Genomic DNA, 22,051 nt, shown 5'->3' on the forward strand with positions numbered 1-22,051 from the left:
ATGGCACAGTCCCCACATGGGGGTTCGGATCAGGGGTGTGCGTCTCGCCCTGTGCGCGGCGCTCCCACTGACGGTCTGCGGCGGCGCCGCGGGCCCCGCGCCCACGCCGCCCCAGCCCGTCGTCGTGAGCCGGTGGGCGCCCGCCGTGAACCCCCGGCCGACCCCTGGATTCGACGAGGCCGCACGGCGGCGGCTGGTCCGGGCCCTGGACTCCTACCTCGCCGACCGCCCCGGACGCGCGGCCCTGGCGGTGTACGACCGGGTGACGGGGGTCCGCTTCGGCTACCACCAGCGCCCGCCGATCATGCTCGCCAGCGTGGCCAAGGTGGACATCCTGGCCGCGCTGCTGCTGCGGGCGCAGGAGCGAGGGCGCCTTCTCACCACCGAGGAGCGCGAGCTGGCCGACCGGATGATCACCGTGAGCGACAACGACGCCGCGCGCTCGCTCTACGCCGAGATCGGCGGGCGCGAGGGCCTGCGCGGCGCGCTGCGATCCCTCGGCGTCATCGGGCTGCGGCCGGTCGATCCGCACTCGGGGATGAGCACGAGCACCCCGGCCGCCCAGATCAGGGTGCTGGAGACGCTGACCAGCCCCGCGAGCCCCATCGGCAGGGCCGGCCGCCGGTACGCGCTGCGCCTGATGTCCTCGGTCGCCGGCGAGCAGGCGTGGGGCGTGAGCGCGGCGGCGGGCCCCGGCGAGAAGGTGGCGCTGAAGAACGGGTGGCTGCCGGCCGAGGCGCACGGCGGCCTGTGGACCGTCAACAGCATCGGCCGCCTGCGCGGCGACCGGCACGACCTGCTGATCGCCGTGCTATCCGAGCGCAATCCCGACCTGGCCACCGGCATCGCGACCGTCCAGGAACTGGCCCGCCTGACCGCCCGCGCCGTACGCGGCCCCTGACCCGGCCCCGCGCCGCGGACTCGGCGCTCAGCCGCAGCAGCCGCCCCCGCAGCACCCGCCGCCGCCCCCGCCCGCGGGGGCCTTCGCGCTCGCGCCGCCGGTCACCGCGACCGTGGACAGGAGCTTGACGGTGTCGTCGTGCCCCGCGGGGCAGGTGGCCGGCGCGTCGGCCTGGGCCATGGGACGGGTCAGCTCGAAGGTGTGGCCGCACGCGCGGCACCGGAACTCGTAACGCGGCATGACAGAAGGATACGCATCCCGCACCGGGTCAAAACGGGGTGCGGGCCCGGCAAAGCTCTGGGCGAGCACAAGGGCAGCGCCGGCGCGCACAAGGGAGAGGCACGCATCGGGGAGAGGCACGCATCGGGGAGAGGCACGCATAGGCAGTGGGCACGCCACAGACAGGGACACGCCACAGACAGAGACACGCCACAGACAGAGACACACCACAGACAGAGGCACGCATAAGGGAACCGCCGCGGGCTCCGGACGGGTCCGGCGCCCGCGGCGGTCACTCGTCCGCGGTCGGGCTGACGAGGCTAGGCCGCGGTCTCCGCGAGGTAGGGCGCCCACTGCGGGTCGCCGACGAGCTGCGCGCCGATGAGCCGCCAATGGGCGCCTCGTGGCACCACCGGGGCGACGCGCAGCGCCCACCCCAGCTCCTCCAGCAACTTGTCGGCCTTGCGGTGGTTGCACGCCATGCAGGAGGCCACGCAGTTCTCCCACGTGTGCGTGCCGCCCCGGGATCGCGGGATGACATGGTCGATGGTCTCGGCCCGCTGCCCGCAGTACGCGCAGCGGTAGTCGTCGCGCCGCATCAGCGCCGCGCGCGTGAGGGGGATCCGAGACCGGTAGGGGATACGGACATATCTCCTGAGCCTGATGACCGACGGCACATCCAGGGTGCGGCTGGCGGAGCGCAGCACCGCGCCACGCCCGTCACGGTGGATGACGTCGGCCTTCTCCCTGAGCACGAGCACGACGGCCCGATGCAGGGAGAGGGTGGTCAGGGGTTCGAAGGTGGCATTGAGCAGCAGAACCTGGCGCATCAGCGGGCCTCTCCCGCAGTACGCGAAATGTCGGCGGCCGCGCCGGGGCGCGACCGGGGTTGTTGTGGCCCGCTCTCTTGGGGCCCGTTCGCTTCCGTCACAGGGACCTCCGCCGGACGGCCCAACGGATGGTCACCACGGCACCGTCCTCCACCAGTCTGGCCTTCGACTCCGCTCTCCCGCCACCCCATAACGCCGGGCCGGAATGACGCGAGAGACGCCTGTGCCTGTTATCCCCGTCCTGGGCGCTGTTTACTCCGTTCGACAACCCCGTTTACTCGCCTCGTCCACAGGCCGGAAAACCGCTGTCCACAGGCGCCCCGCCGACTCCTCGTACGGCCCCGCGAAAATGTAGGGTTCCAGCCATGACGCGACTGCCTTACCCGCCGGCCCGCCGTGACGAGGTTCTTGACAACCTGCACGGCACGGCGGTCCCCGATCCGTACCGGTGGCTGGAGGATCCGGACGATCCGGCCACCAAGGAGTGGCTGGCCGCCCAGAGCGCTCTGCTCGACTCGGCGCTCCGCCGCCGACCGAAATTCAAGGAGCGGATCGCCGAGCTGTTGCGGTCCGGCACGATCGGGCCGCCGGTGTGGCGCGGTGAGCGCCAGTTCTTCATGCGCCGCACCCCCGACGAGGAGCACGCGGTGCTCTACACGGTCGATCCCGGCGGCTCCGAGCGCGCGCTGATCGACCCGATGCGGCTCGACCCGTCCGGGCTCACCACGCTCGACTCGTGGCAGCCCGACAAAGAGGGCCGCCGGCTGGCGTACCAGATCTCGGTGGGGGGCGACGAGGAGTCCAAGCTCCACGTCCTCGACGTCGCCACCGGCGAGGTGGTCGAAGGGCCGATCGACCGCTGCCGCTACTCGCCGATCGCGTGGCTGCCGGGCGGCGAGGCGTTCTACTACGTGCGCCGGCTGCCCCCGGGCGAGGTGCCCGAGGGCGAGGAGCAGTTCCACCGTCGTGTCTACCTGCACCGGGTGGGCGCCTCCGCCGAAGACGACGATGTGCTGATCTTCGGCGAGGGCCTGGAGAAGACCAACTACTACGGCGTGTCGGTCTCCCGCGACGGCCGCTGGCTGACGATCTCGGCCTCGCGCGGCACCGCGCCGCGCAACGACCTGTGGGTGGCCGACCTGTCGGCCTGCGACCCGGAGCGGCCCGAGCTGGTCACCGTGCAGCAGGACGTCGATGCCCAGACCTCGCTGAGCTTCGGCCGCGACGGCCGGCTCTACGTCTTCACCGACCGCGACGCGCCCAGGGCGCGCGTGTGCGTGACCGACCCGGCCCAGCCGGGCTACGAGCACTGGCGCGACCTGATCCCCGAGGACCCCGAGGCGGTGCTGTCCGACTTCGCGATCCTCGACGACCTCGACCGTCCCGTCATGCTCGTCGGCTGGACCCGGCACGCGATCAGCGAGATCACCGTGCACGACCTCGTCACCGGCGAGCGCATCGGCGAGGTGCCCACGCCCGGCCTGGGCACGATCGGCGGCATCGTCGAGCATCCCGACGGCGGCCACGAGGCGTGGTTCGGCTACACCGACAACACCACCCCGCCCTCCATCCAGCGCTACGACGCCCGCACCGGCGAGACCACCCTGTGGGCGGCCTCCCCCGGCGCGGTCGAGGTGCCCGCGGTCGACACCGAGCAGGTGGTCTACCGCTCCGCCGACGGCACCGAGGTGCGCATGCTGGTCATCTCCCGCCCCGGCGCCGAGGGCCCCCGCCCCACCATCCTGTACGGCTACGGCGGCTTCGGCATCTCGATGACGCCCGGCTACTCCGCCTCGATCCTCACCTGGGTGGAGGCAGGGGGCGTCTACGCCATCGCCCAGCTCCGCGGCGGCGGCGAGGAGGGCGAGCAGTGGCACCGCGCGGGCATGCTCGCCAACAAGCAGAACGTCTTCGACGACTTCCACGCCGCGGCCGAGCACCTCATCGCCACCGGCGTCACCACCCCCGAGATGCTCGGCATCTCCGGCGGCTCCAACGGCGGCCTCCTCGTCGGCGCGGCCCTGACCCAGCGCCCCGACCTGTACGCCGCGGTGGTCTGCAGCGCCCCCCTGCTCGACATGATCCGCTACGAGAAGTTCGGCCTGGGCGCCACCTGGAACGTCGAGTACGGCTCCGCCGAGGTCCCCGAGGAGTTCGCCTGGCTCCACGCCTACTCGCCCTACCACCACGTCCGCGAAGGCGTCGCCTACCCGGCCACCCTGTTCTCGGTGTTCCAGTCCGACACCCGCGTGCACCCGCTGCACGCCTGGAAGATGTGCGCGGCCCTCCAGCACGCCCAGTCCGCCGACCGCCCGATCCTCCTGCGCAACGAAACCGAGGTCGGCCACGGCGCCCGCGCCGTGAGCAAGTCGGTAGACCTGGCCGCCGACCAGCTCAGCTTCCTGGCCGACCACACCGGCCTCGGCGAGTGACCCAGCCGGCAGATCCCTCCCGATCTGCCGGCCCAAGGTCCTCACCGCCAGGCCCAAAAGGTCCTCGCCCGGGCCGCTTCGCGCGTCCGGCCCTACGTGCGGCTCAGGCAGCGCCACGGCCAAAAGGGCCTTGCCCACGGCGCTTCGCGCGTCCGGCCCTACGTGCGGCTCAGGCAGCGCCACGGCCAAAAGGTCCTCGCCCGGGGCGCTTCGCGCGTCCGGCGCTCCGCGCGGCTCGGGCTGTGCTCATCGGGGGGCACGGCCCCCCGAACCCCCGGTCACGAGGGGCAAGCCCCTCGTGGCTCCCCGCTGGCGCCCACCCTTACCGGAGATCGCCCACTCGCTCCCGAGCACACACCCCCACGCGCGCGGGCTCTCAGCATCCGCACATGCGCCCCAGCGGCCGACGCCCACCCGAACCCCTGATCCCAATCGGGTAGCACCACCACACCACAGGCGGCTAACGGGCCACAGGCCAGAATTTCGGCGGCGATATCGCAGGATCGCACACCCGTATGCGGCTTCCCACCGTCGGATCCACGCCCCGCAACATGATCAGCCGCTGCCCGTCGGCCTCCTCCAGCAGCGCCAAGGCGCTCGGCAGCCCTGCGGCGACCGTCGCGATCGCGATCCCGATACCGGCCAAGCCGGGATGCTTGTGCGAGTACTCGATTCGATGCACCCGCGAGGCGGCGACAGCCGCCACCTCACGAGGACGCTGCATCTGACGCCCGTCGTTGGTGAGCACGATGTGGAAGCCTTCGGCCGCAGCCTGCGGGTAAAGGCTTTCGTCGCGGGTGCCCGACCAGCCTGGCAGATCCAGCAAGTGGACGATCTCGTGGTTCAGGATGAAGGCGGTCAGCGCCTGGTGCAGCGGGCGGGGGACGTTCTCATCCAGCAGCGGCCTCACGCTGTTCCCTGGGGGGCTCGTAACTGTCGACGTAATCAGCGAAATCGGCGGCATCCAGTGCGGCCATGGCACTCACGCTCGGGTAGTAATCGCCGATCCGCTCTGGTGGAACCCCATCTCGCAGCAGCGCCGCCACTTCGTCGTACGGCACGCGGGTGCCCTCGATCACCGGCATGCCACCCCGCACCCCCGGATCGATCGTGACATGCTCACGGGGCCGCAGCAGATCCGGGATGTGCCGGCCATCGCGGTAGAACGGGCGCAGCACGTCCACCAGCTCGTGGATGACCAGGTTGCCCCTGCGGTGGACGAGGTCGGTCGCCTGATCAGGCTCGATGAGGTAGATGGTCGAGCCGTTGGCCGCCAATCGGTAGGCCGACAAGTGCTCGCGTTCACGCAAGTCGTCGCGGAGGGTGTCGAGCGCCCTGCGGATCTTCTGCAGCGAGGCGTCGTTGCGGAGTTTCACACAGGTACGCAGCGCGATCAGGTCGCGGAAGGAGTAGAGCACCGGCCGGGTCGCGGAGATCTCTGGCACCAGTACGGCGCCGCGCTCGGTGGCCTTGCGCCAATGGGCGAGCTGGCGAAGGGTAGCCCCCGACAACGCCGCCGCCAGCTTCGGACTGTAGGACACCCCGCTTCACCTCCCCCACCCTCACCTGTCCATGGTCATTGTCCCAGACATCCACGTCCTCCACGCGTCATTACTCGCTCCAATTCAGATGCCGGACCGCGGCGAACTCGACACATTCCAGAAGGGGCGGAACGAGCGGGTTGATCCCCATGCGCACGGCCATCAGGCTGTGCGCTTCACCCCTCGAAGGCCGCAGCACATCGCCCTTCCACCCCGGGCAACGGGACACCCTGGACAACGGGATTTGTCCAGATGTGTCCGGATGCGTCCCCGTTCGGGAGAAGGTGGCGGGAGGGCCTCGCGTTTCCGCTGGTCCCGGCATCCACCTCCCCCATCCCTTGAGGAAGATCCGCCGTGACCCGGACACTTCCTGGCGACGTTGGTGATTTCGGTCATGATGCCGGGAGGATGGCCGCTCTGGGGGCAAACGGGCGGTCTTGGGTGACGTGGGCGCCAGCGGGGAGCCACGAGGGGCTTGCCCCTCGTGGCCGGGGGTTCGGGGGGCCGTGCCCCCCGATGGGCGCTGCCCGAGCCGCGCGGAGCGCCACGGGCGAGGACCTTTGAGCACTGCCCGAGCCGCGCACAGCGCCGGACGCGCGGAGCGCCACGGGCGAGGACCTTTTCAGCCCTGGGGTGGCCCGAGCCGGCGGGGCGTGGACCTTGGCGGTGCGGGCCGAGGGGCGCTTCGAATGTTCCCGCCTGGGTCTGAGGTCGGGGTCGTACCAACTCTGAGCAGGGCTTTCAACCAGATGGTTGACGGATGGGCAGGCCGCGTTCTAGAGTCGTTTCAACCAAGGAGTTGAAAAGAGGGGGATGGATGACACCGGACGCGCTGTCCCGAGTCTTCGCCGCCCTCGCGGACCCGACGCGGCGGGACATGGTGGCCCGGCTCTCGGAGGGCGATGCGACCGTGAGCCAGCTCGCCGAGCCGTACCGGATGTCGTTGCAGGCCGTCTACAAGCACTTGCGGGTGCTTGAGGAGGCCGGGATCGTCAGCCGGCCGCCAGGGCCGCAGCCACGGTCCGTGCGCCTGGAGATCCAGGCCCTCGACCTGATGGACACCTGGATCGAGCGCTACCGGAGCCGGGCCGAGCAGCGCTACCGACGACTTGACGCCGTCCTCGCGGCGATGAACGGAGACGAACATGAACAAGATCACAGAGACGGTCATCGAAGCCGACCCGAAGGTGCCGGTCATCCGGACGGCCCGTGACTTCGCGGCGACGCCCGAGCAACTCTTCCGCGCCCACACCGATCCCGCGCTGTTCGCCCAGTGGGTTGGTCCCGACGGCACGTCCACGCGGATCGAGCGCTGGGACGCGTCCACCGGCGGCAGTTGGCGGTACGTCTCGGTGCACGAAGGCACGGAGTACGGGTTCCACGGCTGTTTCCACGAGGTACGGCCGGACCGTATCGTGCAGACCTTCACGTTCGACGGCGATCCCGACGGGGTCGCGCTGGAGACGATGTGGTTCGAGGACCTGGGCGACGGCCGTACGCGGCTGCGGACGCAGTCGCTGGTGGACAGCTTCGAAAGCCGCGACGCGTGGCTGCGCAGCGGTATGGAGGTCGGTGTCAACGACGGGTACGCGAAGCTGGAAAGGCTGATCGCCGATGGCGCTGTCTGACCACCCGGCCGAGCGGCACCGGCAGGTCGCCGGGCTGTTCACCGACCGGGTCCGCGGCACCCGATCCTGGGACGCGCCGTCCCCGGTCGCCGGCTGGGCCGCCCGCGACGTCGTGCGGCACCTGACCGAGTGGTTCCCCGGGTTTCTCGCCTCCAGCGCCGGCATCGAACTGCCCCGCGGGCCGTCGGTGGACGAGAACCCGGTCAGCGCGTGGCAGGTTCACTGCGACGGCGTGCAGGCGGTGCTGGACGATCCGGAGACGGCGCACCGGGAGCTCACCAACCCGCACATCGGCCGCCTGCCTCTGGCGACCGCGATCGACCGGTTCTACACCGCCGACGTGTTCATGCACACCTGGGATCTTTCCCGGGCCACCGGCCAGGACGACCGGCTGGACCCTGACTTCTGCGCCCAGCTCCTCGGCGGGATGGAGCAGATGGAGCAGGTCCTCCGCTCTTCGGGCCAGTACGGCGCCCGGGTCGAGGTGCCCGACGGTTCGGACGCCCAGACCAGACTGCTGGGTTTCATCGGCCGCGACCCGTTCTGGCCGGGGCGGTGAGCCGCAGCACACCGCGGTTCTGGTGAACGCGGGGTGGAAGGGGCGGCGACCGCCGGCCTTCCATCCCGTGTTGGGCGCGCGAGTCCGAGCCGTCAGCCGTCAGCCCCGGCCCTGCCCGGGCCCCTCGGGCCTTTCAGCGGGGGAAGATGATGGTCTTGTGGCCGTCCAGCAGGATGCGCTGTTCGGCGTGCCAGCGGACGGCGCGGGCCAGTGCCTGGCACTCCAGGTCGCGGCCGATGGCGGCGAGGTCTTCGGGTGAGTGGGTGTGGTTGACCCGGGCGACCTCCTGCTCGATGATCGGGCCCTCGTCGAGCACCGGGGTCACGTAGTGCGCGGTGGCGCCGATCAGCTTCACGCCGCGGGAGAACGCCTGGTGGTAGGGCTTGGCGCCCTTGAACGACGGCAGGAACGAGTGGTGGATGTTGATCACCCGGCCGGCCAGCTTGCCGCACAGGTCCTCCGAGAGCACCTGCATGTAGCGGGCGAGCACCACCAGGTCGGCCTGGTAGTGCTCGACCAGGGTGAGCACCTCGGCCTCCTGCCGGGGCTTGGTCTCGGGCGTGACCGGCAGGTGGTGGTAGTCGATCCCGTACGACTGCGTCAGCGGGCGCAGATCGGGATGGTTGGACGCCACCGCGACGATCTCGATGTCGAGCAGGCCGGAGCGTACGCGGAACAGCAGGTCGTTCAGGCAGTGGCCGAGCTTGCTCACCATGACCAGCACCCGGGGGCGTACGGCCAGGTCGCGGAGTTTGAACTCCATGCCGAAGTCGGGCGCCAGCGCCGCGAACGCCGCGTGCAGCTCGTCGGCGGGCAGGTCGGAGAGGAACTGCACCCGCATGAAGAAGCGCTCGGCGACCCGGTCGCCGAACTGCTGGCTCTCGGTGATGTTGCACCCTCGTGCCGCCAGCAGCCCCGAGACGGCCGCGACCACGCCCGGCCGATCCGGGCAGGACAGCGTCAGGACGTACTCCGCACTCACCTGTGGGCTCCATTCGTTTCGCGCACGCACAGCGCAGGGTACATGGCCGGGCGACCCGCCGGTTCCCTGATCGCCGCAACTGCCTCAGCGGTCACACCGGCCCGGCGGTCACCGGGACCACCCTGGGTAGATATTTCTGCATAAATCATCTCTATCCGGGCAGAGCTGCGATGCATGACCACCACGCTGGTGACGCTCGCATGCCTGTTCGCCTTCGTCACCGGCATCAACGACGGCGGCGCCGTCCTGGGGACGGGCCTGAAGGTGCCGAGCGTACGGCCCCTGTTCGGGCTGCTCGCGCTGATGCTGGCGGTCGCGGTCGTGCCCATGATCACCTCCCGGGTCGCGCTGACGTTCACCACCCGGCTGACCCCGCTCACCGGCACGCTGGGCCGGCTTGCCATGATCGTCGCGGTCGTGGCCGCCCTGACGGTGGTGATCGCGCTGAGCGTGCGCGGCCGGCCCACCAGCCTCACGCTGGCCATCGTCGGCGCGGTCACCGGCGCCGGGCTCGGCTTCGGGCTGCCGATCTCGCCGGGCGCGGTGGCGTTCGTGCTGGTGGTCGGGCTGGCCGCGCCGTTCGCCGGCGCGTTCGTCGCCACGGTGACCAGCGGCCTGCTGGTCACCCTGACCACCACCCGGGCGCTGCCGGGCTGGCACCGTGCCGGGTTCGCGGTCCAGTGCCTGGCCTACGCGGCCAACGACGGGCAGAAGATGCTCGCGGTGTTCATGGTCGCGCTCGGCTTCTCCGGCGCGCCGCCGGAGATCTGCGCGCTGACCGCGGTGCTGTTCGGCCTCGGCGCCCTGTACGGCCTGCCGCGCGCGGGCCGCACGCTGATCCGGGAACTGCTCGCCTCCCGCCCCCTGCACTCGGTCTCCGCCGAGCTGGCCAGCGGCGCGACCGTGATCGGCTGCGCGGCGGCGGGCGCGCCGGTCAGCATGACCCAGGCCATCGCCGGCGGCATGATCGGCGCCGGTGTGTTCGAAAGCAGCCGCCGGGTGCGCTGGCAGGCGGCGATGAAAATCGTCATAGCCTGGATGGTGACGCTGCCGGTGAGCGGCCTGCTCGCAGGGGTGGCGGCCCTCGTGGTGAAGGGGGTGGCCGCGTGAAGCGACTGCGGCGCGTGCTGAGCATGATGAACGGCCGGATGGACCCCGCCCTGACCGACGCGCTGCTCGGCCAGCTCTCGGCGACCCGAGACGGCGCCTGGCTCGCCATGGCGATGATCGGCGGCGAGGTGGACCGGACGAGCGCGCACGAGAAGATGCGCGTCATCGAGCACCGGGGCGACCAGTGGCGGGCGCGGCTCGTCGGGGAGCTGTCCGGCGCGCTGGTCACACCCATCGACCGTGAGGACCTGTTCCGCCTGTCCCGCTCGATCGATGACATCCTGGACTCCCTGCGCGACTTCGTCCGCGAGTCGTACCTGTACCGTGTGCCCGGCCAGCGCCGCTTCGCCCCGATGCTCGACCAGATCATCACCGGAATCGAGGCCCTGGAGACCTCCGTACGCGACCTGGCCGCGAGCGCGAGCGCGGCCGGGCACGACGCGCTGGAGGCGAAGAAGATCGGCGGCAACATCCAGCGGATGTACCAGTACGAGATCGCCCGTATCTTCGCCGACGAGGTGACGTCGCAGGCGATGAAGGAACGCGAGCTGGTACGCCGGCTGGAGATCGTGGCGGTCGCGATCAGCGACGCGGCCGACGCCATCGCCGACGGGGCCATGAAACGGTGAGGAGTGACGTGGATCAGAGTGACAAGCCGACCGAGCGCCCGGCGGCGCGGGTGATCTGCTTCGACGGCGAGGGCCGGGTCCTGCTGCTGCACTGGCGCGACCCCGTGGACGGCCGCACCCAGTGGGAGCCGCCGGGCGGCGGCATCGATCCCGGCGAGACCCCGCTGGAGGCCGCCCGCCGCGAGCTGCACGAGGAGACGGGCCTTCCCGGCGACGCCGTACGCGAGGATCTGTGGATCCCGGTGCCGCGCGACACCCGCTGGCGCGGCCGCCGCTACGTCAGGACCGAGCCGTTCTACGTCGCCCGCTTCCCCGGCGCGCCCGAGGTGACCCCGATGGCCTTCACCGACGGTGAGATCGACACCTATCTCGGCCATGCCTGGCTCAGCCTGGCCGAGATTGCGGCCCTCCCCGACGCCCTGGAACCGCCGGACCTGATCCGCATCATCGAAACGCTCATGAAGCAGTAGGAGGATTTTCCCTCCGAGTAGCAAGAATCTCTACCGAAGGGGAGCGAATTTTCCACCTACCCTCCGGGAGAAATCTTCGGGGGAAAATCCTCCACCCGGCCGCCAAAGACCTCCTCCCGCTGCGGAGGGAGGATTTTCATCCACTCGGGGGACAAATCTGCACCCGGCGTCGCCCGGACGCCGGGTGCGGGCGTCAGCGGCCGAGGGCCTCGCGGATGTCCGGGTCCTCGGGGTCGAGGTCGAAGGCGAGGCGCAGGTCGGCCGCCGCCTCCTGCTCCCGGCCCAGGGCGCGCAGGGCCGTGGCCCGGTTGAACAGCAGGCCCGCGCGCTCCTCGGCGTCCGCCAGCTCGATGGCGCGGCTGAGATCCGCCACCGCGCCCGCGGCGTCGCCCGCCTCGAAGCGCAGGATGCCGCGGTTGGCCCAGGCCGTGCCGAGCCCGGGATCGGCGCGCAGGGCCTCGCCGAAGGCCCGTTCGGCCTCCTCGTGGTTGCCCTCGGCGGTCTCCACCTGGCCCAGCACCGACCACAGGTGGGCGTTGCGGGGGTCGATGGCGAACCCGGCGGTGACGTCCGCCCGCGCCTCGGCCGGCCGCCCGGCCATCGCCCACAGGCCGGCCCGGTTGATGTAGGCGTCGAGGTAGCCCGGGTCCAGCTCGATCACCCGGCCGAGATCGGCGAGCGCGGCGTCCTGCTCGCCGAGCGCGATGCGCAGCTCGGCCCGGTTGTAGTACGCCTCCGGCAGGGGCGGGCTCAGCCGGATCGCGGCCTCGTAGTCGTTCAGGGCGCCGTCGAGCATTCCCAGCCGGAACAGCAGGTTGCCCCGTTCGAGGTAGTAGTCGGGGAAGGCCGGGTCGAGCGCGATGGCCGCGTTGTAGTCCTCCAGGGCCTCCTTGGTCTGCCCGCGCCCGGCCAGGAGCTGGGCCCGGTTGGCGAGCAGCACCATGCGGTGCTGGAGGTGGCGGCCGGGTGGCAGGTCGCGCACGGCGAGGTCGATCGCCGACTCCACCAGCTCCAGCGCCGCCTCCGGACGGCCGAGGCGCAGTTCGATCAGCGCCCGCCCGTTGCGGTCGAAGCCCAGCTTGAACGCCCGGTCGGCGCGGTCGGGCAGCAGCGTGGAGATCGCGATGGCCGTGTTGATCCAGCCCATCGCCCGGTCCAGGTCACGCTGCGCCGGGTCGGGATGCCGGGCGTCCAGCATCGCGCTGCCGTACGCCGCCGCCGCGTGCACGGCCGGCTTGGTGCTGACCCGCCTGGCCCGGTTCCACAGCCGCCACGCCTCGTCGTGCCGGCCCAGCCCCGCCATCGCGGTCGCCGTGCGCTGGAGGAACCGCCACCACAGGTCCGAGTCCTCCGCGACGACGGCCAGCCCGCGCATGCCCAGGTCGGCGACCGCGTCGAGGAACCCCTCGGTCACGCAGTGGTCCACCGCCGCCCACAGCGCGGCGGCCCCGGCGCCGCCCGGGTCGCCGCCGTGCTCGCGGTGGTACGGGATCGCGCCCAGCTCCGCCCCCGGCTCGCCGTTCCGGATCAGCTCCTCGGCGCGCCGGTCGTGCAGCGCCGCCCGCTCCCCCGGGTCCAGCGCCTCGTACGCGGCCACGATCCGCGGGTCGTCCTCGGACCCGTCGCTGTCCACGTACGCGCGCGCGGCCTCGGCGCCGAAGGCGAGATCGGGCTCCGGGACAGGCGGGGCGTACGCGGTACGGCCCCGGAACGCCTCGGGCGCGGGCCCGCCGGCACAGGCCACGACGGTCAGCAGTTCCGGGTCGATGCGGCGGGCCAGCACGATCAGCAGCTCGCGGTCGGTGGCGTCGGCCTCGTGCACGTTCTCCACGACCAGTACGGAGCGGCGCGGGGCGCAGGCGCGTACGAACTCGGTGATCCCGTTGGCGAGGCGCAGCGAGCGGCGGGGCGCGGGCACGAGAATGCGCTCGTCCTCGGCCAGGCGCGCGTCAAGCGTCTCATCCGGGACCGGCACCAGCTCCCGCAGATCGGGCGCGACACTGCGAATCTCGATATGCCGGGCGGCCACCTCGCCGGGATGGCGCGCCAGCGCGCCCGGCACGAGCGCACGCAGCAACGCGCTCCCCACCGCATAGGGCCCGCGCACTCGCCGATGCGCGTTCACCACGGGCGCGATCAATGGGAGCGGCCCCCACGAGGCGCGCTCCCCCGCCCTGTCACGAGAGAGCGCACCCCGGAGCCACAAGTGGCAGGAGTGGTCTATCACCCCTTGTGGATGACGCTGGCGTTACCGGTGAGCTTGGCGAGACCCGGCTTGCGCACGATGATTTTCTTCATGTCTCCCCTCAAACTCGACTTAGGCTTCAATTATTCGGGCAAAGCGGAAATCCACAAGCGTTCTAGCGAGAATCATCCTTACTTGCTTCGACACCATCCCCTACCCCCGATCGCCATTTCCCCGAAATTAGCCCGATACCCTCCGGACTCACCGTCTTACCGAACGAGATTCGACCTGCGAAACGGCTTGTCATAGGGGGTGGGGTTCAGACCTGATGCAAGGGAGGAACCTGGGACCACGGCGAGGCGAAGGACCGAAACCCGATACGTGACGTGATCGGCAGGCTACGGCGACCCGGCCGTACGGCCGCCCGGAACCAGCAGGCCGCGTCACACGAGACGGCCTAGGGTCTGTCGCCGTCGGGGAGGAGGCGGCGGGAGGGCGTCGCGTTTCCGCAGGGGCGCGTGGGCGGCGCGGCAGCGCACATGGCGGAGCACCGCGCGTGCGTGGCGGGATGCCGCACGTGCCGTGGGCGGCGGGTTGCAGGTGGCCGCGTCGGCGGGATGCCGGTGGCCGGGTGAGGGCCGGTGGTCAGAGGGGGTTGGGGGAGGTGATTTGGTGGGTCTGGTCGGGGACCAGGGGTTTTTCGACGTAGATGACGGTCAGGCCGCCCACCTCGGTGCGGCGGGTCTCGCGCCAGCCGTACTTGTGGTACAGGCTGAGGGCGGCGCGCTGGTTGAGCGTGGTGTCGCCGCGTACGACCCGGTAGCCGAGGGACAGGGCGCTGGACTCCAGGGTGCGCAGCATCAGCTCACCGAAGCCGCGGCGCTGGTACTCGGGGTGGACCCGCAGGCGGCACATCTCGGCCGCCTCGTCGTCGATCCGGCGTAGGCCGCCCATGGCCACGAGGCGCCGGCCGGTGGCGCCGGGGACCTCGCCGACCAGGAACTCGCCCCGGTCGGCCAGGTAGATCTCGTGGATGCGGGGGAAGTCGTCGTCGTAGTACACCCCGTCGCCCGAGGCCAGGCCCACCTGGGCCATGCAGATCTGGTGCAGGGCACACACGGCTTCGAGGTCAGACCAGCGGTAGCGCCTGATCGTCAAGGTCATGCATCAACCCTCCTGACCGGTACGCGGCGAGGTGATGGAGGTGATGGGGGTGACGGAGGCCAGGGGGCCTGAGTCGTCGGAGCCATCGGCCTCGCCGGGGCCGGTCATGGATTCCGGAGAAGCGGTGTCGGTCGGGTCGGGAGAGGGGGTGGGGGCTGCGGCGGGCGTGGCGGTGGCCGGGGGCTGGGGGGACGCGGCCTCGCGCTCGGAGGCCAGGCGGAGCTTCTCCAGGGCCTCGGCCGCGGCGGAGTTGTCCTTGTCGCTCCGGCTGCTCTTGCGCCCGGACGAGACGGTGGCCAGCGCGACCGTGGTGTCGAGGTTGGCCAGCGACGCCTCGGGGTTGGGCTTCTTCAGCAGTTCGCGGTAGGGCTCCAGTAGGGGGTGCCTGGGGTTCTTGGCCGCGACGGCCTTGGCCAGCTCGTCGGCGCGCTTGATCACGATGTCGGCGCGGTAGCTCGCCTCCAGCTCCGAGAGCAGCTTGTAGCCGATCTCCATCGCCTCGTCGAGGTCGCCCTCCAGCACCTTGCACTTGGCCCGGTCGAAGCGGATCAGCACCGGGTCGAGCCACTCGGACGGGCCGTACTTGGTGAGCGCCTGCTCCAGCACCAGGTCGGCCTCCAGGGCCTGGCCCAGCTTGACCAGCGCGTCGCCCTGGTGGAAGTAGAGCTGGCGCTCGGTGTAGCCGAAGGTGGCGTCGTCCTTCTCGTTGGCGCTCATCTGGGCGAAGGCGGCCCTGGCCCGTGACAGCGCGCGCTTGGCCTGGTCGACGACGTCCTTGCGGCCGCTGCCGGAGAGCATGGCCAGCGCGCGGGCCTCCACGACCGGGGCCATCGCCTGGGCCGCGCACGGGGTCTGGCCGGCGAGGTCGCGGCTCTTCTTGGCCAGGTTCAGCGCCTCGCGCGGGTCGCCGAGGTAGAGCGGGACCAGGGCCTCGCGGGCGCACACCCAGGCGCGCAGGGCGCGGTTGCCGGTCTCGTCGGCGGCGGTGCGGCCGGTCCGGAAGAAGGCCCGGGCCAGGCGGTGGTCGCCGAGGTTGATCATGATCATGCCGCCCAGGCCGGCGAGCTGCGCGGCCATGTGGCACAGCCGGTCCTGCAGGTCGATGGGCTGGCGCCGGTCCATGGCCTTGCGGACGGCGCTGAACTCCAGCATCACGTCGCACAGCAGGCGCAGCGGCGGGGTGTTCATGTACTGGCGGCCGAACCCCGCCAGCGCCTCCTCCCACTGGTCGAGCATCGCCGGCGACACCGTGGCCGAGACGAGGGTCTCGTCCATGCGGCGGCGGATGTTCTCGATGGCGCCCAGCACCGGCGCGGCCAGCTCGGCCTGGACGGTGGCGGGGTTGGTGAGGACGGTCAGCAGGCTGGTGCGGAGGATGTTCTCGTCCTCCTCGTTGGCCGCCGATCCGGGGTCGGGCCCGGCGGGCTGGATGTACAGCTCGCGGTGGGAGTTGCGCAGGTCGATGCGGGTCACGTTGCCGTCGGAGTCGCCGCGCATCACACCGGGCATGCGGTGGCCGTGGCCGCAGATGCACGGCCCGTCGTAGCCGAGGTTGGCCGGCTCGACCCGGTAGACCGAGCACAGGTAGTGGAGGTATTCGGGGCCGGGGCGCTTGAGGCCGCTCTCGTAGGACGACAGCAGGGTCTCGCCCATGCCCGGCTGTGACTTGCCGTCTCGGGCGAACAGGGCGCGCACCTGCTCGATCACGTCGGCCAGCGCGATCCCGTGCGCCAGGCGCTGGCTCTTGATCCGAGTCGTGCCGTAGTCGGCGGAGCACTCCTCGTAGATCATGTCGGCGATCTGGGCCGTGCTGCGGCCGGCGGCCAAACCTTTGGCCCGTATCTGCCGCGCGATCTCCGTTTCTCTGTGTTGCCTGCCGGACATCCCGGCCCCTCTCCCCTTGCCAGCCTTGCGGCGTGGCCGCTTCCCGACCGGTCCACTCACGCTGACACAGCGTAGTTCACAGGTTGCACTGCGCCTATGGAAAATGATGAACCAGTGCCGGGCGCCTGGAAACGCTCGGTCATGGCCATCGGCTAAGGATCGTCCTCCCCCGGACTGCTTCTTTCAACCCACTTGGGAGAACGCCCCTCCTGAGAGGGGTTTACGGTGCGTTGACCGCGTCGTCGTACTGAGTCATGTTGGGCCAACAGCAACGTCAGGCGCCATGGGAAGGGCGCCTCGGCATTGCCGACGACGAAGACGACGAAGACGAAGACGTAGCCGAAGACGACGTAGCCGAAAAGCACGACAAGGAGGCACGAAGGTGGGGGAGGACGACTGCGGGCACCTCGAACGACTGGTGTCGGAGCTTGACGCCAGAGGGTTGCTGGCCCGCGTGGTACGCACCCAGTCGGGCCGCGCGTTCGTACGCGTGATCAACCCGAACGCGACCAGTCTCGCCGAGAACGTCACCTGCAGGCAGGTTCCGGTCCCGGACCACCGCGATTGGTACTACTGGTGGTCGTGGGGCGAAAGGATGCACCGGGCGGACGATCCCGCCGGTGCCGCGACGAAGGTCGCACGCGTGCTCGCCGCGGTGGGGGAGTGAGGTAGGCGGTGGACCGGTGGGGCGCAGCCACCGGAGCCTCCACCGCACCTGACCGCGGCCGTACGGGGTCGGCGGGGTGGCGCCGGTGCGGAGCGTCCCCCGATGCCGTCTCACCGCGGCACGGCGGGATGCTGGCCCGCCCCGCCGGCTCCGCGGCGCGCGGGCCGGTTCGCGCCTCGACGTGAACCGGCCCGCGCGCCGGACCCGGCGATAACGCCATGAAGCCCCCTTTCCGGCATGTCACGTGGCGCACGACACGTGCCGGGAAGGGAAGGGGGATCCCCTCCTGGAACGGCACGGGACACGCTTCCGGGTGCGTGCCCCGTCCGGGCCGTCCGTCACCGGAGCGTCCGGTTCCCGCCCCCGCGGCCCCGGGGCCGGACAACCCCGTCTCCCCGGCGTGATGTGACGGCGGCCGGTTCGGTCGGCAATATTGAAGAGTCTTGCCGACTTTACTCATTGCCGACCGAACCGATCCGGGGGGATCCACCTCGTGTACCTGATGCTGTCTCCCACACCGGTGCCCCCGGCACCGGACCCTGAGGCGGTCATGAACAACCTGGTCCGCAGTTGCGGTGACAACCAGGGCTTCATCTGCCCAGCGCTGAACACGCTGTTCCCGCAGGGCATGGGTACATGGGTGCCGCTCGTGGCGAGCCTGGCCGACCTGGTGCTGATCCTGGTCGTCGGCCTCCTGCTGCGCAAGCTCGCGCAGCGCATCATCGACCGCGTCGTACGCCGGGCCGCGTCCACCACGCTGCCCGCGCGGCTGCGCGGCCGTACGCTGAGCAGCAGCGAGGAGGCCGCGCTGCTGCTGACCGAGCGGCGCAAGCAACGCGCCGAGACCATGGGCTCGGTGCTCAAGCACATCGCCACCGTCGTGATCATCGGCACGACCCTGCTGACCATCCTCAGCCGCCTGTCGATCCCGATCGCCCCGCTGCTCACCAGCGTCGGCATCATCGGCGTCGCGGTCGGCTTCGGCGCCCAGGAGCTGGTCAAGGACTTCATCGCGGGCATGTTCATGCTGCTGGAGGACCAGTACGGCGTCGGCGACGTGATCGACGTGGGCCCGGCCGTGGGCACGGTCGAGGCGGTGACGCTGCGCATCACCAGGCTGCGCGACCTGGACGGCCGGGTCTGGTACGTGCGCAACGGCACGATCACCCGGGTGGGCAACGAGTCGCAGGGCTGGTCGCGGGCGGCCGTGGACGTGCCGGTCGCGTACGACGCCGACGTGCCGGCCGTACGCGAGCTGTTGCAGCGCGTGGCCGCCGAGCTGTGGGAGGACCCGGAGTTCCGCGACAAGATGATCGTGGAGGAGCCGCAGGTCTTCGGCATCGAGCAGATCTCCGACACCGCGATGATCTTCCGGGTCAGCGCCAAGACCCTCCCTGCCCAGCAGGCGGCGGTGGCCCGCGAGCTGCGCATACGGGTCAAGTCGGCGCTCGACCAGGAGTCCATCCCGCTCGCGGCGGCGGCGGGCTGAGCGCGGCCCCGGCCCGTACGGTCTTTTAGGTGGCATAAGGTGAGTGACATGTCAGGCAACGCCGGCGAGCACGACGTACAGGTCTCCTTCTACGAGGCCGTGGGAGGCGAGGAGACCTTCCACCGCCTGGTGCACCGGTTCTACCAGGGTGTGGCGGACGACCCGCTGCTGCGCCCGCTCTACCCGGAGGACGACCTCACCGGAGCCGAGGACCGGCTGCGGATGTTCCTCATCCAGTACTGGGGCGGGCCGACCACCTACAGCCAGCAGCGCGGCCACCCCCGGCTGCGCATGCGGCACCACCCGTTCGTGATCGGCTCCGCCGAGCGCGACGCGTGGCTGCGCCACATGCGCGACGCGGTCGACTCGCTGGAGCTGCCCGCCGAGCTGGAGAACCGGCTGTGGGACTACCTCGTGTACGCGGCCCACAGCCTCGTCAACGCCCCCGACGCGTGAGCGCATAAGGCGGCGTGGGCCGGGGCAGCCCAAGACACATGAACAACCCCTGGTGGCGCGACGCCGTCGTGTACGAGATCTACGTCCGCAGCTTCGCCGACGCCTCGGGCGACGGCGTGGGCGACCTGGCGGGCGTACGCTCCCGCCTGCCCTACCTCGCGGAGCTGGGCGTGGACGCGATCTGGCTGACCCCGTTCTATCCCTCCCCGATGGCCGACGGCGGCTACGACGTCGCCGACTACCGCGACGTGGACCCGCTGTTCGGCACGCTCGCCGACTTCGACGCGATGGTGGCCGAGGCGCACGCCCTGGGCCTGCGCGTGCTGGTGGACATCGTGCCGAACCACAGCTCCTCCGCCCATCCGTGGTTCCAGGCGGCCCTCGCGGCCGAGCCCGGCAGCCCCGAACGCGCCCGCTACATCTTCGTGGACGGCGGCGAGCTGCCGCCCAACAACTGGCAGTCCACCTTCAGCGGCCCCGCCTGGACCCGGGCCCCCGACGGGCAGTGGTACCTGCACCTGTTCGCCCCCGAGCAGCCCGACTTCAACTGGCGCGACCCCGACGTGCAGGCCGACTTCCTGGAGACGCTGCGGTTCTGGCTGGACCGGGGCGTGGACGGCTTCCGCATCGACGTGGCGATGGGCCTGTTCAAGGCCGAGGGCCTGCCCGACACCCCGCCCGAGGACCAGGCGTTCAGGGCCGAGTCGCCCATCTGGGGCCGCCCGGAGGTGCACGAGGTGTACCGCGAGTGGCGCAAGGTGCTCGACTCCTACCCCGGCGAGCGGATGGCGGTCGGCGAGGTGTGGACCGACTCCGCCGAGGACCTGGCCCGTTACGTGCGCCCCGACGAGCTGCAGCAGAGCTTCAACTTCGCCTGGCTCCAGGCGCCGTGGTCGGCCACCGCCTTCCGCACGGTGATCGAGGACACGCTGGGCACCGTGCCCTCCCCCACGTGGGTGCTGTCCAACCACGACGTCGTACGCCACCGCACGAGGTACGGCGAGGCCGATCCCGGCACCGGTCTGAGACGGGCCAACGCCGCCCTGCTGACCATGCTGGCCCTGCCCGGGTCGGCATATCTCTACCAGGGGGAGGAACTCGGCCTCCCCGAGGTGAAGGATATTCCCCCGGAAGCCCGGCAGGACCCGATCTTCCACCGCAGCCGGGGCACCCTGACGGGCCGCGACGGCTGCCGGGTGCCGCTCCCCTGGTCCGGCGCCGAGCCGCCGTACGGCTTCGCGGCGCCGGGCGTACGGCCGTGGCTGCCGCAGCCCGCGGAGTGGGCCGAGCTGAGCGCCGAGCGCCAGACCGGCGACCCCGGCTCGACCCTGGAGTTCTACCGCCGGGCCCTCGCGCTGCGCCGCGCCCTGGTGCCCTCGCTCCCCGACGACATCACCTGGCTGGACGGGGCGGACACCGAGGACGCGCTGTTCTTCGCCCGCGGCGGGCTGATCTGCGCGATCAACTGCGGCCTCGGCCCGGTGCGGCTGCCGCCGCACAGCGAGGTCCTGATCGCCACGGCGCCCGCCGAGGCGGACGTCCGTACGGGCGTGCTCCCGCCGGACGCGGCGGCCTGGCTGCGCGCCTGACCCAGGTTCAGCCGTCGGCGTCGCGCAGCGCCCCGGCCTCCCCCCGGCCGTCCGAGGCGGAGGGAGGCCGCCCCTCCCCCGGCCGCCCCGCCGCGCGCCGCACCCGCTCGGCCGCGACCGGGATGAGCGGCACCGCGGCGAGCGCCACGACGGCGCCGATCGCGAACCCGGACCAGTAGCCGAACGCGCCGATCACCGCCCCCAGCACCGGCACGAGCACGAACGCCACCACGTTCTGCACCGCGTTGTGCGCCCCCAGCACCCGTCCCGCCCATCGGGGCCCGGCCAGCTCCCCCGCCCCCAGGTACGCCAGCCCGTTCCCGCTCACCGTCACCACCGAGGCGACCAGCAGCGCCACGACGGCCGGCCACCAGCTCATCCGCTCGCTCGCGGCCAGCACCGCCATGACGCCCGCGCCGGCGAGCGTGAGCAGCCGCCACGGGGCCATCCGCCGCCCGGTGCGATCCGACCAGTACCCCGCCGCCAGCCGCGCCGCCGCCCCGGCCAGGGCCGCCGCCCCGAACACCTGCCCGGCCCCGATCCGGTCCCAGTGATGCGCGTCCACCAGGCAGCTCACGCCGTACGTGCTCACCGCGAACTGCGGGATCACCAGCAGCGCGCTGCTCCCGTGCACCCGCCACAACTCCGGCCCGCGGTACGGCGACGCCTCCCGCCGCCCGGATGAGGGCCCCGGGCGCTCGCCCCGGGGAGGAGCGGTCGCGGGCGGGTCGGCGATGAACAGCGCCGCGAGCACCGCCGAGACCAGGCAGGCCACGGCGGAGGCGACGAACGTACCGGTGAGGCCCCACACGTGCGCGATCGGCGGCAGCGCGAACGCGGCGATAGCCATCCCCAGCGTGTACGACACCTGCCTGAGCCCCATCGCGATGCCGCGCTCGTGCGGCGGGAACCAGCGCAGCACGATCCGCCCCCCGCCCACGACCGCCGCCGCCCCCGCCGCCCCGCCGAGCCCCAGCAGCACGACCAGCAGCAGCGGCTCGGTGACGACGGCGGCGCACGCCAGCAGCACCGCACACGCCGTGACCCCGGTCCCGATCACCACCCGCTCGCCGCGCCGGTCTGCCAGCGCCCCCCACAGGATCAGCGTGGCCATCGCCCCCACGCTCGGCGCGCTGGTGATCAGCCCCGCCGTCGCCAGCGACACCCCCAGGTCCTGCCGCAGCACCGGCAGGATCACCGGCAGCCCGAACAGCGCCACCGTGGAGAGGGTGTGCGCGTTCACCCCGAGGGACAGGATCCACCACCGCCGCAGCCGACCGACCATGCCCAGATACTCATCCCGGGGGCGGCTCCCC

The 22,051-nt window shown here is 71.5% G+C and carries 21 protein-coding genes; 12 read left to right on the forward strand and 9 right to left on the reverse strand.

The window, feature by feature from the left end; genetic code table 11:
- Positions 1-16: 16 nt before the first annotated feature.
- Positions 17-901, forward strand: a complete 885-nt coding sequence (locus HNP84_RS55330) for a serine hydrolase (protein WP_185053231.1) — start codon at positions 17-19, stop codon at positions 899-901.
- Positions 902-928: 27 nt separating this feature from the next.
- Here HNP84_RS55330 and HNP84_RS29645 read toward each other — a convergent pair whose 3' ends face one another.
- On the reverse strand, positions 929-1,141 hold the full coding sequence (locus HNP84_RS29645) for an FmdB family zinc ribbon protein (RefSeq protein WP_185053232.1): 213 nt from the start codon (positions 1,139-1,141) through the stop codon (positions 929-931).
- 299 nt (positions 1,142-1,440) lie between these two features.
- Complete coding sequence (locus HNP84_RS29650; protein WP_185053233.1) at positions 1,441-1,950, reverse strand: HNH endonuclease; 510 nt, start codon at positions 1,948-1,950, stop codon at positions 1,441-1,443.
- Positions 1,951-2,315: 365 nt separating this feature from the next.
- Between HNP84_RS29650 and HNP84_RS29655 the strand changes: the two genes are divergently transcribed.
- Positions 2,316-4,382 (forward strand): prolyl oligopeptidase family serine peptidase, encoded by a 2,067-nt coding sequence (locus tag HNP84_RS29655; RefSeq protein ID WP_185053234.1) that lies wholly within the window; start codon positions 2,316-2,318, stop codon positions 4,380-4,382.
- Between the two features lie 460 nt (positions 4,383-4,842).
- Here HNP84_RS29655 and HNP84_RS29660 read toward each other — a convergent pair whose 3' ends face one another.
- Complete coding sequence (locus HNP84_RS29660) at positions 4,843-5,292, reverse strand: PIN-like domain-containing protein (RefSeq protein ID WP_185053235.1); 450 nt, start codon at positions 5,290-5,292, stop codon at positions 4,843-4,845.
- On the reverse strand, positions 5,273-5,923 hold the full coding sequence (locus HNP84_RS29665; protein WP_185053236.1) for a DUF433 domain-containing protein: 651 nt from the start codon (positions 5,921-5,923) through the stop codon (positions 5,273-5,275). Before HNP84_RS29665 ends, HNP84_RS29660 begins: the two co-directional genes overlap by 20 nt.
- Positions 5,924-6,740: 817 nt before the next feature.
- Here HNP84_RS29665 and HNP84_RS29670 point away from each other — a divergent pair.
- Genes HNP84_RS29670 through HNP84_RS29680 form a run of 3 tightly spaced genes read left to right on the forward strand, consistent with a single transcriptional unit; the run spans position 6,741 to position 8,110 of the window.
- Positions 6,741-7,136: an ArsR/SmtB family transcription factor gene (locus HNP84_RS29670; RefSeq protein WP_185053237.1), complete on the forward strand. Its 396-nt coding sequence runs from the start codon at positions 6,741-6,743 to the stop codon at positions 7,134-7,136.
- A complete protein-coding gene (locus HNP84_RS29675) occupies positions 7,069-7,551 on the forward strand; it encodes an SRPBCC family protein (RefSeq protein WP_185053238.1) in 483 nt (160 codons plus the stop codon). Before HNP84_RS29670 ends, HNP84_RS29675 begins: the two co-directional genes overlap by 68 nt.
- Positions 7,538-8,110 carry a TIGR03086 family metal-binding protein gene (locus HNP84_RS29680; protein WP_185053239.1) on the forward strand — a complete coding sequence of 191 codons (573 nt, stop codon included), beginning with the start codon at positions 7,538-7,540 and terminating at the stop codon, positions 8,108-8,110. The genes HNP84_RS29675 and HNP84_RS29680 overlap by 14 nt, the downstream gene beginning before the upstream one ends.
- Before the next feature lie 133 nt (positions 8,111-8,243).
- Here HNP84_RS29680 and purU read toward each other — a convergent pair whose 3' ends face one another.
- Complete coding sequence (gene purU / locus HNP84_RS29685) at positions 8,244-9,092, reverse strand: formyltetrahydrofolate deformylase (RefSeq protein ID WP_185053240.1); 849 nt, start codon at positions 9,090-9,092, stop codon at positions 8,244-8,246.
- A gap of 174 nt (positions 9,093-9,266) precedes the next feature.
- Here purU and HNP84_RS29690 point away from each other — a divergent pair, with 174 nt between their 5' ends.
- The 3 genes from HNP84_RS29690 to HNP84_RS29700 are packed head-to-tail and all read left to right on the forward strand — an operon-like array spanning position 9,267 to position 11,301.
- A complete protein-coding gene (locus tag HNP84_RS29690) occupies positions 9,267-10,202 on the forward strand; it encodes an inorganic phosphate transporter (RefSeq protein WP_185053241.1) in 936 nt (311 codons plus the stop codon).
- Positions 10,199-10,831 (forward strand): DUF47 domain-containing protein, encoded by a 633-nt coding sequence (locus HNP84_RS29695; protein ID WP_185053242.1) that lies wholly within the window; start codon positions 10,199-10,201, stop codon positions 10,829-10,831. The genes HNP84_RS29690 and HNP84_RS29695 overlap by 4 nt, the downstream gene beginning before the upstream one ends.
- A gap of 8 nt (positions 10,832-10,839) precedes the next feature.
- Positions 10,840-11,301, forward strand: coding sequence for an NUDIX hydrolase (locus tag HNP84_RS29700; RefSeq protein WP_185053243.1), 462 nt, complete (start codon positions 10,840-10,842; stop codon positions 11,299-11,301).
- 193 nt (positions 11,302-11,494) lie between these two features.
- Here the strand turns inward: HNP84_RS29700 and HNP84_RS29705 are convergent, their stop codons facing one another.
- From HNP84_RS29705 to HNP84_RS29715, 3 genes are all read right to left on the reverse strand, one after another.
- Positions 11,495-13,378 (reverse strand): tetratricopeptide repeat protein, encoded by a 1,884-nt coding sequence (locus tag HNP84_RS29705; protein ID WP_246518916.1) that lies wholly within the window; start codon positions 13,376-13,378, stop codon positions 11,495-11,497.
- Between the two features lie 753 nt (positions 13,379-14,131).
- Complete coding sequence (locus HNP84_RS29710) at positions 14,132-14,650, reverse strand: GNAT family N-acetyltransferase (protein ID WP_185053244.1); 519 nt, start codon at positions 14,648-14,650, stop codon at positions 14,132-14,134.
- A 3-nt stretch (positions 14,651-14,653) separates the two neighbouring features.
- On the reverse strand, positions 14,654-16,477 hold the full coding sequence (locus HNP84_RS29715) for an NsdA family TPR-like regulatory protein (protein ID WP_246518917.1): 1,824 nt from the start codon (positions 16,475-16,477) through the stop codon (positions 14,654-14,656).
- 439 nt (positions 16,478-16,916) lie between these two features.
- Here HNP84_RS29715 and HNP84_RS29720 point away from each other — a divergent pair, with 439 nt between their 5' ends.
- From HNP84_RS29720 to HNP84_RS29735, 4 genes are all read left to right on the forward strand, one after another.
- The gene (locus HNP84_RS29720; RefSeq protein WP_185053245.1) at positions 16,917-17,201 is read left to right on the forward strand and encodes a hypothetical protein; all 285 of its coding nucleotides are present in this window, start codon (positions 16,917-16,919) and stop codon (positions 17,199-17,201) included.
- Between the two features lie 550 nt (positions 17,202-17,751).
- Positions 17,752-18,690 (forward strand): mechanosensitive ion channel family protein, encoded by a 939-nt coding sequence (locus HNP84_RS29725; protein ID WP_246518919.1) that lies wholly within the window; start codon positions 17,752-17,754, stop codon positions 18,688-18,690.
- A gap of 48 nt (positions 18,691-18,738) precedes the next feature.
- A complete protein-coding gene (locus HNP84_RS29730; protein WP_185053247.1) occupies positions 18,739-19,146 on the forward strand; it encodes a globin in 408 nt (135 codons plus the stop codon).
- Positions 19,147-19,184: 38 nt separating this feature from the next.
- Complete coding sequence (locus HNP84_RS29735; RefSeq protein ID WP_185053248.1) at positions 19,185-20,735, forward strand: glycoside hydrolase family 13 protein; 1,551 nt, start codon at positions 19,185-19,187, stop codon at positions 20,733-20,735.
- Positions 20,736-20,742: 7 nt separating this feature from the next.
- Here the strand turns inward: HNP84_RS29735 and HNP84_RS29740 are convergent, their stop codons facing one another.
- Entirely contained in the window at positions 20,743-22,020 is a 1,278-nt protein-coding gene (locus HNP84_RS29740) for an MFS transporter (protein ID WP_185053249.1), read from the reverse strand.
- Positions 22,021-22,051: the final 31 nt, after the last annotated feature.

This window comes from Thermocatellispora tengchongensis (genome assembly GCF_014202315.1).
In the GTDB taxonomy this organism is placed as follows: Bacteria; Actinomycetota; Actinomycetes; order Streptosporangiales; family Streptosporangiaceae; genus Thermocatellispora; species Thermocatellispora tengchongensis.